The 15,984-nt window shown below is 50.5% G+C and carries 14 protein-coding genes; all 14 read left to right on the top strand.

The genetic code is table 11. The features are described 5' to 3' along the window. The first annotated feature begins 239 nt into the window (after positions 1-239). Positions 240-1,775, top strand: a complete 1,536-nt coding sequence (locus tag JL57_RS28735; protein WP_034145306.1) for an acyl-CoA carboxylase subunit beta — start codon at positions 240-242, stop codon at positions 1,773-1,775. A 45-nt stretch (positions 1,776-1,820) separates the two neighbouring features. Continuing rightward, positions 1,821-2,042: an acetyl-CoA carboxylase biotin carboxyl carrier protein subunit gene (locus JL57_RS28730; protein ID WP_291300715.1), complete on the top strand. Its 222-nt coding sequence runs from the start codon at positions 1,821-1,823 to the stop codon at positions 2,040-2,042. 38 nt (positions 2,043-2,080) lie between these two features. Further along, positions 2,081-3,439 (top strand): acetyl/propionyl/methylcrotonyl-CoA carboxylase subunit alpha, encoded by a 1,359-nt coding sequence (locus JL57_RS28725; RefSeq protein ID WP_034145305.1) that lies wholly within the window; start codon positions 2,081-2,083, stop codon positions 3,437-3,439. A 103-nt stretch (positions 3,440-3,542) separates the two neighbouring features. Then, the gene (locus tag JL57_RS28720; protein ID WP_291300714.1) at positions 3,543-5,660 is read left to right on the top strand and encodes an acetate--CoA ligase family protein; all 2,118 of its coding nucleotides are present in this window, start codon (positions 3,543-3,545) and stop codon (positions 5,658-5,660) included. 89 nt (positions 5,661-5,749) lie between these two features. Continuing rightward, positions 5,750-6,760, top strand: a complete 1,011-nt coding sequence (locus JL57_RS28715) for a tripartite tricarboxylate transporter substrate binding protein (protein WP_034145303.1) — start codon at positions 5,750-5,752, stop codon at positions 6,758-6,760. 71 nt (positions 6,761-6,831) lie between these two features. Then, a complete protein-coding gene (locus tag JL57_RS35885) occupies positions 6,832-7,275 on the top strand; it encodes a tripartite tricarboxylate transporter TctB family protein (RefSeq protein ID WP_291300713.1) in 444 nt (147 codons plus the stop codon). Between the two features lie 37 nt (positions 7,276-7,312). Continuing rightward, entirely contained in the window at positions 7,313-8,803 is a 1,491-nt protein-coding gene (locus JL57_RS28705) for a tripartite tricarboxylate transporter permease (RefSeq protein ID WP_034145302.1), read from the top strand. A gap of 62 nt (positions 8,804-8,865) precedes the next feature. Then, on the top strand, positions 8,866-9,171 hold the full coding sequence (locus JL57_RS28700; protein WP_291300712.1) for a UxaA family hydrolase: 306 nt from the start codon (positions 8,866-8,868) through the stop codon (positions 9,169-9,171). Positions 9,172-9,194: 23 nt separating this feature from the next. After that, a complete protein-coding gene (locus JL57_RS28695; protein WP_034145329.1) occupies positions 9,195-10,340 on the top strand; it encodes a UxaA family hydrolase in 1,146 nt (381 codons plus the stop codon). A 59-nt stretch (positions 10,341-10,399) separates the two neighbouring features. Further along, the gene (locus JL57_RS28690) at positions 10,400-11,476 is read left to right on the top strand and encodes an Ldh family oxidoreductase (RefSeq protein ID WP_034145328.1); all 1,077 of its coding nucleotides are present in this window, start codon (positions 10,400-10,402) and stop codon (positions 11,474-11,476) included. Between the two features lie 6 nt (positions 11,477-11,482). Next, positions 11,483-12,946 carry an SLC13 family permease gene (locus tag JL57_RS28685; RefSeq protein ID WP_034145301.1) on the top strand — a complete coding sequence of 488 codons (1,464 nt, stop codon included), beginning with the start codon at positions 11,483-11,485 and terminating at the stop codon, positions 12,944-12,946. 326 nt (positions 12,947-13,272) lie between these two features. After that, positions 13,273-14,040, top strand: a complete 768-nt coding sequence (locus JL57_RS28680; RefSeq protein WP_291300711.1) for an IclR family transcriptional regulator — start codon at positions 13,273-13,275, stop codon at positions 14,038-14,040. 63 nt (positions 14,041-14,103) lie between these two features. Then, on the top strand, positions 14,104-15,261 hold the full coding sequence (locus JL57_RS28675; protein ID WP_291300710.1) for a mandelate racemase/muconate lactonizing enzyme family protein: 1,158 nt from the start codon (positions 14,104-14,106) through the stop codon (positions 15,259-15,261). Positions 15,262-15,585: 324 nt separating this feature from the next. After that, a partial coding sequence (locus tag JL57_RS28670; RefSeq protein ID WP_034145300.1) for a transposase zinc-binding domain-containing protein occupies positions 15,586-15,984 on the top strand: 399 nt, incomplete at its 3' end.

Here is a 15,984-nt window from a genome sequence, read left to right as displayed (position 1 = left end):
TGTAAGACGCCGTCTTATACTTTAATGAGACGACGTCTTACTATTTAACAATTTTCAATAAACATTACTGCCCAAAAGTTCTATATAACCGGTTATCTGAAAAAAGGGGTATGGATTAACTATGGTAATTCTTCATCCACCAGCGCAAAAAATCTTTATTTCTGGGTGCTGGTGGATAAAATCAAGGGATTGAGTTGCAACATTTTTTATTTAAATTCATCTAAACGGGGGTATGCAGAATGGGATTCGAAGAGTTAATGAAGGACCTAGAGGAGAGGAAGACCAAGGCGCTAGGGATGGGCGGGCCGGAAAAACTGGCTAAGCGGAAGGCTGAAGGAGTGCTCAATGCAAGGGAGCGGCTTGACTACCTTATTGATGACGGTAGTTTTATCGAGTCCGGCCTTCTTGCCAAGGCAATCCGGCCCGAAGTTCGCCATAAGTCGCCGGCCGACGGGAAAATCGCTGGGCTTGGGAGGATAAACAATCGCGAGGTGGCCGTTGTATCCAATGACTTCACGGTGCTCGGTGCGTCGAGCAGCTCCATCAATATGAAGAAAATAAGGCACATGAAAAAGATCTCCATTCAGAGGGGGATTCCGCTTATACTTCTTGGGGAATCCTCAGGAGCCAGAATGCCGGATCGCATGGGGGCGGCGGGGCGTGCCACCATGGGTCAGGACCCCACCGAATACATGCGCATGCGGGAAGCTCCAATGGTTTCGGCTCTCCTGGGAGACTGCTACGGGTCTTCCACTTGGTACACCTGCATGTCGGACTTCACTGTAATGCGCAAAGGCGCCACCATGGCCGTGGCCAGCAGCCGGGTGACCTCTATAGCCATAAACCAGCCAGTTGACCCTGAGGAACTGGGTGGCTGGAAGTTGCACACCGAGATTACCGGCTTTGTTGATGTCGCTGTTAATACCGACGAGGAGGCGATGAAAGTAATCAAGGACTTCCTCAGCTACCTGCCAGGAAACTACAATGAGGCTCCCCCAAAATATCCAGTACCGCTTGAGACAAACGATAGGTCCGAAAAAATACTGGAGATTTTTCCCGAGCAGAAGAACCAAGTGTACGATGTAAGGGATATCATAAAGTGCATCGTGGACCAGGACAGCTTCTTCGAACTCAAGCAGCGTTTCGGAAAATCCATAGTGACGAGCTTCGCACGCCTTGACGGGAAGAGTGTGGGCATTATTGCCAACAATCCCAAGTTCAAAGGTGGGGCCATCGACGTAGACGCTATGCGCAAGGCCACTAGTTTTCTTGTATTGTGCGACTCGTATAATATCCCACTGGTGTTTTTGGCTGACCAACCTGGGTTCCTGGTCGGGGTGACCGGGGAAAAACAGGGAGCGCCAGGAAGGATCATTAACTGGTTGAACGCCCTCACCCTTTGCACCGTACCAAAAATGTTAGTGATTATGAGGAAGGATTATGGCCAAGCCTACCTTAACATGGGTGGCGGGCAGAACTCTGACGAGGTTATTCTGTGGCCTATGGCCGAACTAGGGTTCATGGACCCGTCGGTGGGAGTTAACGTCCTCTACAAGGTAACGGAGAAGGACGACCCGATCCGCTTCAAGCAGCTGCAAGACGAACTGGCTCGGGACACCTCGGCTTGGGACCTTGCCGGTCTTTACGAGGGCCACATGGTCATCGACCCGCGTCAGACTAGGGCTACCCTAATCAGGCTGATGGAGATTTACAGAAAAGGTATGAATAACGGCGTGGGCAAGCATCTTATGCGAAACTGGCCGACTAGCTACTAACCGGGATTTTCTCAATTCAAACAAAATAATCTGGAGGAATGAAATATGGCTTTGATCGAGGTAAAGGCGGAGACTACGGGGATGGTCTGGAAAATTGGTGTAAAGCTAGGGGACCGTGTTTCCGAGGACGACACTATGATCACCATGGAGTCGATGAAAATGGAAGTTCCTTTGCTAGCCCCCGAGGACGGGACAGTTAAGGAAATATTAGTTAAAGAAGAGGACCCAATCTCCGAGGGTGATGTCGCTATCATTCTCGAAGTGTAATATCCTTGGAAAAAGTAGATAAAAATCGGGGTGTTTAAATGGAATTTAAGAAAATTTTAATTGCCAACAGGGGAGAGATAGCCAGGCGGGTTATAAGCACCTGCCGGAAAATGGGGATCAAAACCGTGGCCGTATACTCCGAGGCTGACCAGGGGGCGTTGCACGTGCGGGAGGCTGATGAGTCAGTTCTCATCGGACCTGCACCGGTGGCCCAGAGCTACCTCAATTCGGGGGCCATTATTTCCGCGGCCAGAGAAACTGGGGCCGACGCGATTCATCCGGGGTACGGTCTACTTTCCGAAAACGGTGACTTTGCGGCTGAATGTAAAAAAAGTGGCATTATCTTTATCGGGCCCCCTAGTCAGGTTATATCCGACATGGGCAGCAAGATTGAGGCCCGACGGAAAATGATGGCACTAGGCGTTCCCGTCGTGCCAGGTAGTGAAGAAGCAGTCGATACGCTGGAGGAAGCCCTAGAGTTGGCCCAAGAAATTGGCTACCCGGTAATGCTTAAGGCAAGTGCGGGCGGCGGCGGGGTCGGGATATCCATTCTCAGTAGTCCCGAAGAGCTGGAGAAGGGCTTTCAGAACATCCGTGACCGCTCTCGCCTCTACTTTGGCAACCCCACCGTGCTCTTGGAAAAGTTCATCGAGAGCCCAAGGCACATAGAAGTACAGATTGCTGCCGACCAGTTCGGCAATGTCGTACATCTCTTTGAAAGGGAGTGCTCGGTGCAGAGGCGCCACCAGAAGGTCCTGGAGGAAAGCCCATCTCCCTTTCTTAGTGAGGATCTGCGCGACCGGCTGCTGGCCTCAGCGATCCAGGGTGTCAAGGGTATCGGGTACAGGAATCTGGGGACCATGGAATTTATTTTCGGACAGAACGGGGAGTTCTATTTTCTTGAAATGAATACCAGGCTTCAGGTGGAACACCCCGTGACAGAGGCTGTAACCGGGCTCGACCTTGTCGAGTGGCAGATCAGGATCGCCCAGGGCGAGCAGCTGCCGCTGTCCCAAGAACGGATAAACTCCCAAGGCCATGCCATGGAGTGCAGGATTTACGCCGAGGACCCGGTCAGGCTTATTCCATCCCCGGGGACAATTTCAAGGTTGTCCTGGCCGATGGATGGCGTCAGGATTGACGCTGCGGTGGAGGAAGGTACAGTGGTTTCACAATATTATGACCCGATGATTGCCAAGTTGGTTGTTCGGGGTGAAGACCGACAGGAAACTATAGGGGCAATGAACAGGGCGTTGTCACAGACTCAAATAGAGGGGATCAAGAACAATATACCGCTGTTGCTGAATGTGGTCCACAATGATCAGTTTATCAGGGGGAATTACAGTACTGGTCTAATCGCCGACCTTCTGAAGGCGATGAAGAAGAAGGGCAGATAGACTTTTAGCTGTCAGCCCTAGCGGCGAGATTAGGCATAAGGGGGGATTTACCATTCAAACCGAAGTTAACTTTTCCCTTGATAAGTTTTTTAACCCCAGATCAGTGGCGGTGGTGGGTGCCGGGAGCAGCCCCAAGAAAATGGGGTCGCGTACATTAAGGCTGATTAAAGAGTTCGGATTTACCGGAGGCCTTTATGCAGTCAATCCAAGGAGTGAATCCTGCTGTGGCGTACCGGGCTTTCAGCGGGTGGTTGATATACCAGAAGAAGTTGACCTGTGCATTATTGCCGTCCCGGCGGTCATCGTGCCTGAAGTGGTGGCCGACTGTGCGGAGAAGGGTGTTCCGGTGGCTCAGATACTAACCAGCGGGTTCGGTGAGGCCGGAACCGAGGGCCGAGAGGCCGAGAGGAAAATAATTGATCTGGCCCGGGGAAAGACCAGGATCATTGGCCCCAACTGCATGGGCGTCTATTCCTCCGCCGGAAGACTCACGTTTATAACATCCGCCGACAGTACCGTAGGAAATATTTCAATCTGCTCCCAGAGCGGCGGACTGAGCATAGAGATGGTCCTCCAGGCTAAGGCCCGGGGAATGAGTCTTGGCAAGCTGGTTTCCATGGGAAACTGCTTGGATTTGGACCCGGTGGATTTTCTTAACTTCCTGGGGCAGGATTCGGGAACCGAGGTCATTGGGTTTTACCTAGAGGGGCTCCGGCGGGGCAGGGAATTTCTTGAGGCTTTGACGAGGGTAGCCGCTGTTAAACCCGTTGTGATACTCAAGGGTGGGCGCACTGACCTCGGAGCCAAGTCGGTAGCATCGCACACTAATTCTCTGGCGGGCCAGTACGATACCTGGAAGGCTGCAGTTATGCAAGCTGGTGCCATTGCGGTGGAAGGCATTGATGACTTCTTGGCAATGCTTACTGCCCTTCAGGGCTTTGTTCCTCGACCATCCGGAAAAGGGTTGGCTCTAGTGGGAAACGGAGGCGGGGCGACAGTCCTAGCCACTGACCTGCTGGCCGAGCGCGGGCTGACTTTGGCGACCCTTGACGGCAGGACAAAGGCTGCCATTATGGAAATAGAGATGCCTGCCGGGTCTTCAGTGGGAAACCCTACTGACACCCCCGCCAGCGCGCTTCATAAAAAGGGCGGCGAGGCACTGGGAACAGTGATCAACCGTCTGCTCGAAGATCCGGCCGTAGGCGGGGCCATAGTCCATTTTAATCTACTTCCTTTTATAAATTACGACAACCCGGGTACCATGGCCGAGGGGATATCTGCCACCCTTTTATCAGTGGACGGGACCCAAAAGCCTGTTTACGTGGGCCTCCGGGCAGTGCCTGATCAGGCCGTAGAAAGTTTGAGACTGGAGATTCTAGATGCCGCCCGCGAGGCCCAACTTCCTTGCTTCCACTCCGCGTACGAGGCCGTAAGCACCATGGCCGGGGTTTACAAGTGGTCCCAGCGCCCGCTTCCGGTACTTGGGAGTAAATTTTCCGGGGTGTCTAGTCAGTCGGTTGATGAGGCAAGAAATATTATTACTCGGTTACAGGAAAAAGGAGTAAAATACCTGTCCCAGGAGAGCGCCTTCTGCCTCCTTGACCTTTTCGGAATCCCTCATCCTGAGTTAAGGATGGCCCGGAGTCCGGAGGAAGCTGCTCATGCCGCAGCAGAAATAGGTTTTCCGGTGGTCATGAAAATTGACTCTCCCGACATAGTCCACAAAACCGAAGCCGGGGGTGTCCGGGTTGGGCTGAAGAGCGCTGCTGAGGTGGTAGAAGCTTTTGAAGGCATATGCGCATCCGCCAGGCAGTACAAGCCGGACGCCTTTATCAACGGGATACTGATTCAGGGGATGTCCTCGGGATCGGTACAAGAGATGATCTGCGGGCTTAAAAGGGACCCCGTTTTCGGCGGGGTGCTAGTCCTGGGTATCGGTGGAGTACTGGTAGAAGTACTAAAAGATGCCTCCATGCGCGTTCTTCCCCTTGCTAAGGGGGAAGAGGGTCTGATGTGGAGGGAACTTGCAGGGTCAACACTGCTAACCGGATACCGTGGCAGGCCCGTGGCTGACCTCGCTGCCCTAGAGGACCTAATCGAGCGCGTTGCGGAGATGGGCCAAAACCTTCCGGAGATCGCCGAAATGGACCTCAACCCGGTAATGGTTATGAAGGATGGGTCGGGGGTCAGTGTAGTAGACTGCAGGATAATAATCAGTTAGAAAGAGGGGTGATGGAGGGGGGGTATCAACCAGGAATACATGGCAAGGTATCTAGAACTTTCAAAAAATAGAAAAAGGAGGAATTAGGTATGCTAAACGGGACAAAACAATATTTTAAGAAGTCCGGGATTATCCTTCTGGCCCTTCTCCTCGTCTCCGGAATAGCCGGCTGCTCGTCCAAAAGTGCGCCCACGGGCAATGATCCCCAAAAGGTGACTGATGACTACCCGAACAAGCCCATTACATGGGTGATACCCTTCGACCCGGGTTCCGGCGCGGACATTTTTGCCCGCACCCTCGGAAAATCGGTAGAAAAGAATCTCGGACAGAATTTCGTGTACATGAACAAGCCGGGCGGGAGCGGCGGCATCGCTCTTTCATATTTGAAATCCCAGCCCACTGACGGCTACACAATCGGAAGCCACTCTTCCACCTTGATGTATTCGATCGCCTCTAAAAGCATTCCTTACAAGATTGATGACGTTTCCTATCTTGCGAGAATCAATGCAGACCCCGAGGTACTCGCGGTTCCCGGTAACAGCCCGTTCAAGACCCTAGAAGACTTTATCACCTATGCTAAGGCTAACCCCGGAAAACTGAAGGTAGCTGGAGTGGGTGCTTTCTCTACAGCCAGCGCGGTTTCAGATCTCTTGAAAGCCAAGGCCGCCATTCAGTATGACTACGTCCCCTACCAGGGGGGCAACGAGGCCGCGGTAGCTATCCTGGGCAGCAACGTTGATGCAGGCTGGTATACAAGTAGCAATGTGCGTAACTACCTGGAGAGCGGAAAGGTACGCTTGCTAGCCATCGCCACCAAGGACCAAGACCCCAGCTTAAAAGGCGTGCCCGCGCTAAAAGAAAAAGGATTTGACATAGAAATGATACTCTGGCGTGGAATCATAGCTATACCCGGAATGCCCGAGGCTCGGGTTAAGAAACTGGAAGAGGCCTTTGATAAGGCCATGACGGATCCTGATTGGCTCAAATATATGGATCAGGAGAAGCAGGTCGAAGCCTACCTGCCCTCGAAAGAATTTACGGAGGCTGTAAAAACCGAACATTCCTTCGCTGAAAAAGCAACTAGCACACCCAAAAAATAGTACCTTATCCTGAAGCCTGCGAAAAATTTTAACGGGGGCGGAACACCGCCCCCCAAAAAGGAGGTAGGGATTTGAATTACAAAGTTGGGTCAATAGTTTTAACGTCGGTTTTTTCCTTGACGGGAGTTATGCTTATATACTTGGCCTTACAGTTTCCTTCGGGCGAAAATCTGGGACCAGCTTTTTTCCCGATTGTAATCTCTGTCCTGATGTTAGCCTTTTGCGGAATCGTACTTCTAAGGAGTTTCCGAGCGAAGTCGGAAAAAGTGGAATTTAACAACAAGCTGATCGAAGCCAGATCTTTAATAATTACGGTTCTTTTTCTAATCTTATGGGGAACTTTCCACGATCTGTTTCTGTTGTGGGTATTTCTTCTGGCCAGTGGGCTGTTCTGGGGGTTCCAGGGATGGAAAGTTAGAGATATCAAGGTGCTTTCAACCGGCCTGGGAATTGCCTCAGGGATAACCCTTTTCGTGTATATTGTGTTTGGCGTGTTGATAAATCTTAATTTTTAATATTGTAGGATCTTCCAAAAATTTTGGAGGTGAGTGAATGGTCTTAGTTGCATTCGCTGATGTCTTCTCTTTGAGTAACCTGATAATAATATCCATAGGTACGCTGGTGGGATTGTTCGTAGGGGCGTTGCCTGGCCTGGGTGCCGCTATTGGGGTGGCACTGATGCTACCTTTTACCTATTCTATGGATACACTTCCGGCTTTACTCCTTCTGGTTTCACTCTACTTAGGGTCTGAATACGGCGGTTCTATCTCTTCCATCACCTTAGGTATACCTGGGACGCCGGCTGCCGTGGCAACCGTGTTAGATGGCCACAGCCTTGCTCAGAAAGGATTCCCGGCCAAGGCCATAGGGTATTCCCTCTTGGCCAGTACCATCGGAGGCCTCTTTGGAGGGGCTGTGCTTATCGGCTTTTCCGGACCTTTGGCTAACGCCGCAGTTAAGCTAGGAGCACCAGAATATGCTCTTATCGGATTGCTGGGTCTGGTCGCCGTGGCCACCCTCGCCACCAAGGACGTTTACCGTAGCGTGATTTCGGTGTTCTTGGGCCTCCTGCTCAGTGCTGTAGGAATGGATGCCCTTACCGGCCAAACCCGTTTTGTGTTTAGCCGCATGGAATTGGTAGAAGGGTTACCCATGGTGCCCATATTGATAGGTCTCTTTGCAGTGTCTGAGGTGATTCAGATGATTTCTGACGGCGTTAACAAACGCTACGAAGGCCAGACCCTAGGCCTGAATTCGGGTCTCAAGCTCAAGGAGGTAGCGGCTGTTGGCAAGCCCATGCTAATAGGGTCGATAATTGGAAGCCTCGTGGGCGTCATCCCGGGGCTGGGTGCGGGCCCCGCTTCTTGGTTTAGCTACAGTCTAGCCAAACGCTTCTCAAAGGACCCTGACAGCTTCGGTAAGGGAAACCCGGAAGGGATTGCAGCCCCCGAGGCCAGCAACAACGCTACGGTGGGCGGAGCACTGGTACCCCTTCTGGCTCTCGGAATACCGGGATCACCTACCACCGGCATCATTCTCGGTGCCTTTGTCATCCATGGTATACAGCCCGGTCCCCAGGTCTTCGGTCAGAACCCTGAGCTGGTTTACGGACTGTTTATCGGTTTCATATTATCCGTGCTGGCCATGTACGTCTTTGGTCGGCTGACAACGCCCATTTGGGCCAGAGCGCTAGCGGTACCTAATTATATCCTGATTATTTCGATCCTGGTTCTGTCCTTACTCGGTGCGTTCACAAGCAGGATGCTGGTTTTTGATGTGTATCTTGCGGTAGCAATGGGCATAGTGGGGTTCTTCATGAGGAAGTTAAACTATTCGCTGCCTTGTTTCATCTTGGCGTTTATCCTGGGCGGTTTTATCGAGATCAACTTCCGCCGAAGTCTTATCATGTCCAATGTCGGCTACGGTATATTTGTGACCAGGCCGGTTTCGGCGATTCTTCTGGGGCTGATGGCTATCATGATATTATTCATGGTTAAGGGAATGATTAAGGACAAGAAAAAGCAGGCAAAAGTCGTTGGCTAGTGCCGCATTAATGCTGCCACGTTATCGGCAAGTATTTGGCGCTTTGAATTAAACACGAGGGGTTGATCGTTATTAAGAACTCAGTATTACTACATGAAAACGATAATGTTGTGACCGTCATCCGGGATATCACTGCCGGGGAAGAGGTTTGCTACGAAAAAGGCGGGGCGGTCAAAAAGGTTACGGCCACCGAGAGCATACCTCTCGGGCATAAAGTGGCCTTATCAGAAATACGGGAGGGCATCAAAGTTATAAAGTATGATGCCGTTATTGGATGTGCAAAGAAGGATATTAAGGTGGGGGACCTTGTCCATGTAAACAACCTTGAAAGCATTCGTGGACGCGGCGACTTAAATACAAGCAACTGAAGGAGGGCGAAATTTTGAACTTTATGGGTTATAAAAGGCCCGACGGCCGTGTCGGGATTCGAAATCATGTGGCTGTGATAGCGGCCATGGACAATGTTAATAATATTGTCAGGAATATTGCGACCCAGGTCAAGGATGTGATGCCTCTGACGATATGGTACGGGCGCGGACAGTACGGGGCTGACGAGGAGCTTACCTTCCGGACTCTTGCAGGGATGGGCGCCAACCCCAATCTACACAGCGTTCTGATAATCAGTCTGGAGCCCGTTTCCGCCAAAAAACTGGCCAAGGCTATTAGGGAGTTGAGTGGGAAGCGGGTTGAAATCGTTACGGTGCAGGAATGTGGTAATAGCATAAACGCCACGGCTGCCGGGGTGGAGATTGCTTTGGACATGGTGACCCAGGCAAGCGAGCAACAGAGGGAATTGGTAGGCTTCGACAAGCTGGTTCTGGCGGTAGAGTGCGGGGGGTCCGACACCACCTCTGGGATCGGGTCCAATCCTGTCCTTGGGAAGGTTGCCGACTGGGTGATCGATAACGGCGGCACGGTTGTGCTGTCGGAAACCTCGGAGTTCCTGGGGGCCGAGCACATACTGTCCGGACGAGCCGTGGACGAAGAGGTGCGTCAGAAGATTATGTCTATAGTGAACAACGTCGAAGCACAAGCCACAGCCCGCGGAGTCAGCATTCTGGGGGCCAACCCAGTGCCTGACAACATTGCCGGAGGGCTGACCACCATCGAGGAAAAATCCCTAGGGGCCATCATTAAGGGTGGGAGCAAGCCGATTCAGGGCGTGCTCGAGTACGCTGAGCCGCCTCGGGGCACTGGCCTATACCTCATGGACACCCCGGCCCCGGCTCTGGAGTCGATGACTGGCCTTGCCGCCGGAGGGGTCCAAGTGATTCTTTTCAGCACCGGAAAGGGGAATATAGTGGGATGCCCCATCTGCCCCACTGCTAAAATAACCGCTAACCCGGTAACTGCTAAGAGAATGGCCCCTAACATTGATTTGGATGTATGTGACGTATTCTACGGAAATATTAGTGCTGAGGAGGGTGCCGACCCACTTCGGGACCTTGTCGTAAGGATCTGTAACGGTCGGAAGACCCGTGCCGAAATCCTGGGCAATGAAGATATAGCTTTGAATAGAATTCAGCCTACGGTCTGAACTGCGGACCTGGAGGTCGCAGGTCAAGCTGACTTGTTTTGGCGAAGGGAAGTGACGGAGTGGAGGACCACGTAAGTATACCGGCCGAGCTGCTTGAGGAGGCTGTGACAGTCCTGCTCAAGGCACTGGGGTTGCACGGAGAAGAGGCGAAGATAATTGCCGGCACCTTGGTTGACGCCGACCTCAGGGGGGTAAGCACACACGGGGTATTCAGGCTGAAGACCTATGCCGAAAGGATAATTGCCGGAGGCCTCAACCCCCGGGCAAAAATAAGCGTGGTACGAGAAGCGTCCACTATGGCTGTTCTGGACGCGGACAACGGCTTTGGCCAGATCGCCGCATACCGTGCAGCACAACTGGCTGTAGAAAAGGCCGGACAGAGCGGCGCAGCCTTTATAGGGGTCAGGAACAGCAGCCATTTCGGTCGGGCCGGCTATTTCGCCGAATGGATAGCAGGGCATGACATGATCGGATTTTGCTTCTCGAACGCTTCACCGAGGCTTGCCCCGTGGGGCGGCAGGGAAAAGATGCTGGGAAACAATCCCTGGTCTGCCGCTATACCTACAGGAGGCGAACCTATAGTGCTTGACATGGCGAACAGTATCGCCTCGGCAGGTAAAATCCGCAGGGCTGCCCAGGCCGGAAGTACGATACCGGAGGGATGGGCGCTGGACTCGGAGGGAAGGGAGACCACCGATCCCCTCGAGGCCCTTAGCGGAGTGCTGCTTCCGTTTGGCGCCCACAAGGGGTACGGGATCACGCTGGTGGCGGGAATCCTAACCGGCGTGCTGACCGGAGGAGTTTGGGACAGCCAGGTGACCCCTGTAGACGAAACAGGCCGGTCGCAGCAGGTTTCCCATCTTCTGGTCGCGGTCCGCATCAGTGACTTTATGCCAGCGGAGGAGTTTAAGGAGCAGGTCAACCGGATTGCGATCGAAATCAGGAAGTGTCCACCCGCCGAAGGGATTTCGGCAGTTTACGTCCCGGGAGACAGGGGACACGAAAAGCGCTCAGCGGCCCTGCAAGGCGGGGTGCCGCTGGCGGAAAGGACCTTTCGCTCCCTGAATGACCTGGCTGACCGTTTGGGAGTTTCCCTGCCAAAAGGATGGCCGCTCCCGAATCAGATGCAGGTTTGATGAAAAATGGCAAATTTAATTGCACCATTTGGAAAAGAAAAATTTGAATTTCCCTGGGGAATTGTGCTGTCATATATGCTGCTACTGCTGCCCCTAGCCGTATATTTTTTTTACAGCGCCTCGGGCGCAGTAAGTAACCCGGGGGCAAAACAGGTGGTTGCCGGTACTCTGCTGCTGTCGTCCACTGCGCTCTGGATCGCGGGATATATTCCCAACATCGCCACCTCCATCTACGTACTGGTCTGCATTTCCATGCTGGGCCTCGGCAGTACCAAAGAAGCTCTGGAAGGGCTCTCCAGCAATTCGGTCTTGATGTTTTTTGCCTATAGCATCATAGCCTACGGCATGGCAGAGTCTGGGCTTCCGCGGAGGATTGTGTTTTTTCTTCTGAGGCTGGCCAACGGCAAAATAAGACTGGTAATGCTGGCATCATTTGTTGCCGTGGTGCTTTCTGTGCTCCTGATACCCATAGGTCTTGCCCGGGTGGTAATGTTTTACCCCATTTTTTCAAGGCTTGTATCCTCTCTGGAACTGAAGGATGACAGCAACTTGATGAAGAGCCTGATGCTCGGGACGGGAATGCTATCAACCTATTGCAGCACAGGGATCATGACAGGGGCAACGTCCACCATTTTGGCAGTAGACCTATTCGGGAAGTTCGCAGGGATTCAGTGGGACTACATTGATTGGCTGGCGGCCTTTTTCCCGGCGGTTGTTCTTTACACGCTGACGCTCTATGTAACGGTTTTGAGGGTGATACCGCCAGAAACGTGTGATGTCGGACAGGTCAGAGACTCACTGAAAGTTCAGTGGGAGGGACTGGGGGTCGTTTCGAAAAGGGAATGGAAGGCCCTGCTGGTAATAATGGGAACCATCGGGGCCACAGCTTTCGGTGGAGCCTTGGGAATAACGCCGGTAAGTAGTTCGTTGGTGGGAGCATTACTAATGATAATACCCCCTCTAGGAGCTAAGGACATGCGCGAGCTGATGTTTTCGGTGGAGTGGAGCACAATTTATTTTTTCGGAACCATACTGTCGCTGGGGGACGCGGTTCTGCGGTCGGGCCTTATGGGGTCCATGGGCAAGTCTCTTTTACTACTCTGCCAGTCAACCGACCTTAATATTGAGGTCATTGTGGTTTTGATGTTGGTATTTATAATATTTCTGCGCATCCCTCTGCCCGCTGCCACCTTGTTTGTCGGGATACTTTTGCCCATGGCCTTCACCGTCGCCAAAAGCATCGGGCTAAATCCTGTCTGGTTTGGAATGCTTGCATTTCAAGCGGGAAGCTTGTTGATAATCTTTCCGAACCAGTCCCCGTCCCTGGTATACGCATTTCAGAAAACCGACCTTAGGCTTTATGATGTGGGGCGAGTCGGGATCAGGGTTTTTTGGGTGATGCTGGCAGTGATGATCTTGATCTCGATTTTATACTGGCCCAACAAGGGGTATCCAGTTTGGCTATCGTGATGTTATAATGTGATATGTTATATATATGTTTCCAGTGCTGAAGCACAAATTGTTGCCTGTCTGCTTTATCAAACTTGGTAAATTATAGGATTGACACATTCCTTTATTTAAAATAAGCTTATCAAACTTTAAAAGATGAGGTTTGCTCTATCGTAGTGTTCAAGGAAATAATTACAGAGCCTAGAGTGGATTTCATAGAATTTAGAAGAGTGTCGCCCATCTGAAGTTTATGAAAAAGTGTGAATCCTTTTCAGACCCAGGCAAGAGAAAACGGATTCACTTTTCCCGACAGGGGTTAAAACATGGGGACAGGAGGCTTTTATTAAATGGTCACCAAGAGAATAATGGTCCTGGAGCAGGCCATAAACGTAGTGAATTGTTTCACCGGCTTGAAGTCAACCCTGAGTCTGACTGAGTTAGACTCCATGCTGGACATACCTAAAAGCTCGCTTCACAGGATACTTGTCTCGCTGACCCACAAGGATGTTCTGTTGCACGACAAGGAAAGGCAGCAGTATACCCTTGGTAAGACCTTCCGAGGGTGGAGCGCCACCATGTTTCATCGCCTGCGCCTTGATGACATTGCCCACCCGTTCCTAGAGTCGTTCAGGAACCAGTCCGGCGAAACAGCCACCCTTTCGATGCGTGTGGGGCTAATGCGTACTTACGTATTTATGTTTGAAAGCTCCAGCGAGGTCCGGATGTCGGTAGAGTTGGGGAAGATGCTTCCACTTCATGCCGGGGCAAACGGCAAGGTCATCCTGGCCCATATGTCACCGAACGAGATTGAGCAGACCATTTCCGAAATCGGCCTGTACAGCATCACACCTTCTACCATTACAAACCGCGAGAAACTCCTGGATCAGCTCAAAAAAATAAAGGAGGAAGGCTTCGCCATCAGTGCTGGGGAACGTGTGCAAGAAGCGATGACTGTCGCAGCCCCTCTCTTTTCAAGGGACGGAGAGCTAATAGGTTCTATTGGCCTTCACGGGCCAGCCAGTCGCTTTACCATGGATATGGCCAGGGAGTGGGGAATAATACTTTGCAGGGCGGCTGAGGAGATATCTAGGAATGTAGCCTGGTCAAAACCGTAGGATATTCAGTTTATTCAATAATCTGTTTCTAATTATTTCATAGTTATTTGAAGGAGGTTTACCTTGAAAATCACAAATGTAGAAGGAATCAGCCTAGCTGTACCTATTAAAAACGCGATTAAAGCACCTATCAGCATTCCCCACGCAAGCGAATTGGAAAAAGTTGTTTTTCAGGAATACCGTACTACTTTAGTGAAAATTGAAACAGACGAAGGAATAACGGGCTATGGTGAATGTATGGTCCGTCTAGCTCCGACAGCAACCAGGGATATTGTCAATTATATGAAACCGATACTTATTGGTAAAGACCCTACAGATACTGAATATATCTGGGAACTTCTTTTTGGGGCCATGATGAACAGGGGGCATTACCAGGGATTTTATATTGAAGCAATTAGCGGTATTGATGTAGCGCTCTGGGATATTAAAGGGAAGGCTTTAAATGTACCCGTCTATAAACTCCTTGGTGGCAATAGTCACCCCAAAATTTGGGCTTATGCATCCTCTATTCGTTTCAGGGGTATGGAAACCATGTTAGCAACAGCACAAAATTTTGTGGATCAAGGTTTTACTGCCATGAAAATGAAAATCGGTCAAGGTAGTGAGACTGACGTTATGGCTGTGGCTGCAGTTCGCGAACACGTTGGCAAAGATATCACCTTAATGGTTGATGCAAACTGCGGGTATGATGTTAAAACTGCGCTCCAAGTTGGTAAAGAATTAGAAAAATACAATATTAGATGGTATGAAGAACCAATTTCTCCTGATGACTATGAGGGATACAGAAGATTGTCGGAATCCCTGAATATTCCCATCGCTGCCGGAGAGGCCCACTTCCTAAGATATGGTCTCAAGGATTTGATTGTAAAAGGCAAAGTTGACATAATTCAACCCAATGTCTGTAGAGCGGGTGGATTTACAGAATGCTTAAAAATTCATGGTTTGAGTAGTTCCTTTAATGTACCGTACTTAACTCATACTGGAAGTTCATCTGCGGTATGTATTGCTGCTTCATTACACCTAGCTGCTGCTTTACCAGATTGCTTTATCTTTGAGGACATGCAAAGCGATTGGTCTAAAGACCAAAAAAATCCCTTGCGTTGGGACTTAACATCGCTCCCAATTAAATCCTTTAAAGAAGGTTTCATAGAATTAGAAGATAAGCCTGGTTTAGGTTTGGAAATTAATGAAGATGTAATTCAAAAACACCGATTATCATAAGAATCCTAAAGGGATTCGTAATCAAGCGACATTCCCGCGAGGGACTGTCGTATTGAACTATTTGAGCTCATTAATTTTAAAGGCCAAACACCTCTTGGCCCAAGTTTGTTGTTCCCTTCTTTATCCTTAGTTTACCAGCTTACCCAAAGTTCCTTTTTTCAGTACTATCAGAAAGTATAAACTTACATTATATACTTTCTAAGCATAAGTGCAACTAAGGCAGCCGCCTTCGCTAAGGCTTGGCGCCAGCCAAGTTTTCTTAACGTATCAGAAAGTATAAGTTTAGGGTCCCCCCTTTACTTGCGAATTTGGTATTATAGAAGTATGAAAGAGAACATTTTAAGAGAAATATTTTTCGATAAACATAAGCATTGGGAAACGTTCTCAGAAAAGCATAAAGAACGTTTACGAGCCATCGTTATAAAAGAGGTGGAGAAATTTCACAGATGCGGGGATCCAAAAAATGGTTTCAAGCTTCTGGTATGTGAAGGTTGCCATGATGTAAGGATCGTGCCGTATCGCTGTAAAGGACGGTTTTGCACAACTTGTTCGAGTGGCGAGACCGAGGAATGGAGCCGAATGATCGTGGAAGAGGTCGTACAAGTCAATCATCGTCATGTCATATTTACCATAGACGAAGGACTAAGAGTCATCTTCCAAATGCATCGAGAACTCCTAAAAGATCTCATGGATGAATCCGTAAAGATTGTTCAAGACTGGTTT

Source organism: Desulfosporosinus sp. BICA1-9 (genome assembly GCF_000802135.1).
Note: the sequence above shows the minus strand (reverse complement) of the source record. Positions and strands in the feature narration are given on the sequence as shown.

Excerpts from the sequence above, each read along its gene's own strand:
- JL57_RS28735 (WP_034145306.1), top strand. The coding sequence starts at position 240 with ATGGGATTCGAAGAGTTAATGAAGGACCTAGAGGAGAGGAAGACCAAG.
- JL57_RS28730 (WP_291300715.1), top strand. The coding sequence starts at position 1,821 with ATGGCTTTGATCGAGGTAAAGGCGGAGACTACGGGGATGGTCTGGAAA.
- JL57_RS28725 (WP_034145305.1), top strand. The coding sequence starts at position 2,081 with ATGGAATTTAAGAAAATTTTAATTGCCAACAGGGGAGAGATAGCCAGG.
- JL57_RS28715 (WP_034145303.1), top strand. The coding sequence starts at position 5,750 with ATGCTAAACGGGACAAAACAATATTTTAAGAAGTCCGGGATTATCCTT.
- JL57_RS28705 (WP_034145302.1), top strand. The coding sequence starts at position 7,313 with ATGGTCTTAGTTGCATTCGCTGATGTCTTCTCTTTGAGTAACCTGATA.
- JL57_RS28695 (WP_034145329.1), top strand. The coding sequence starts at position 9,195 with ATGGGTTATAAAAGGCCCGACGGCCGTGTCGGGATTCGAAATCATGTG.
- JL57_RS28685 (WP_034145301.1), top strand. The coding sequence starts at position 11,483 with ATGGCAAATTTAATTGCACCATTTGGAAAAGAAAAATTTGAATTTCCC.
- JL57_RS28680 (WP_291300711.1), top strand. The coding sequence starts at position 13,273 with ATGGTCACCAAGAGAATAATGGTCCTGGAGCAGGCCATAAACGTAGTG.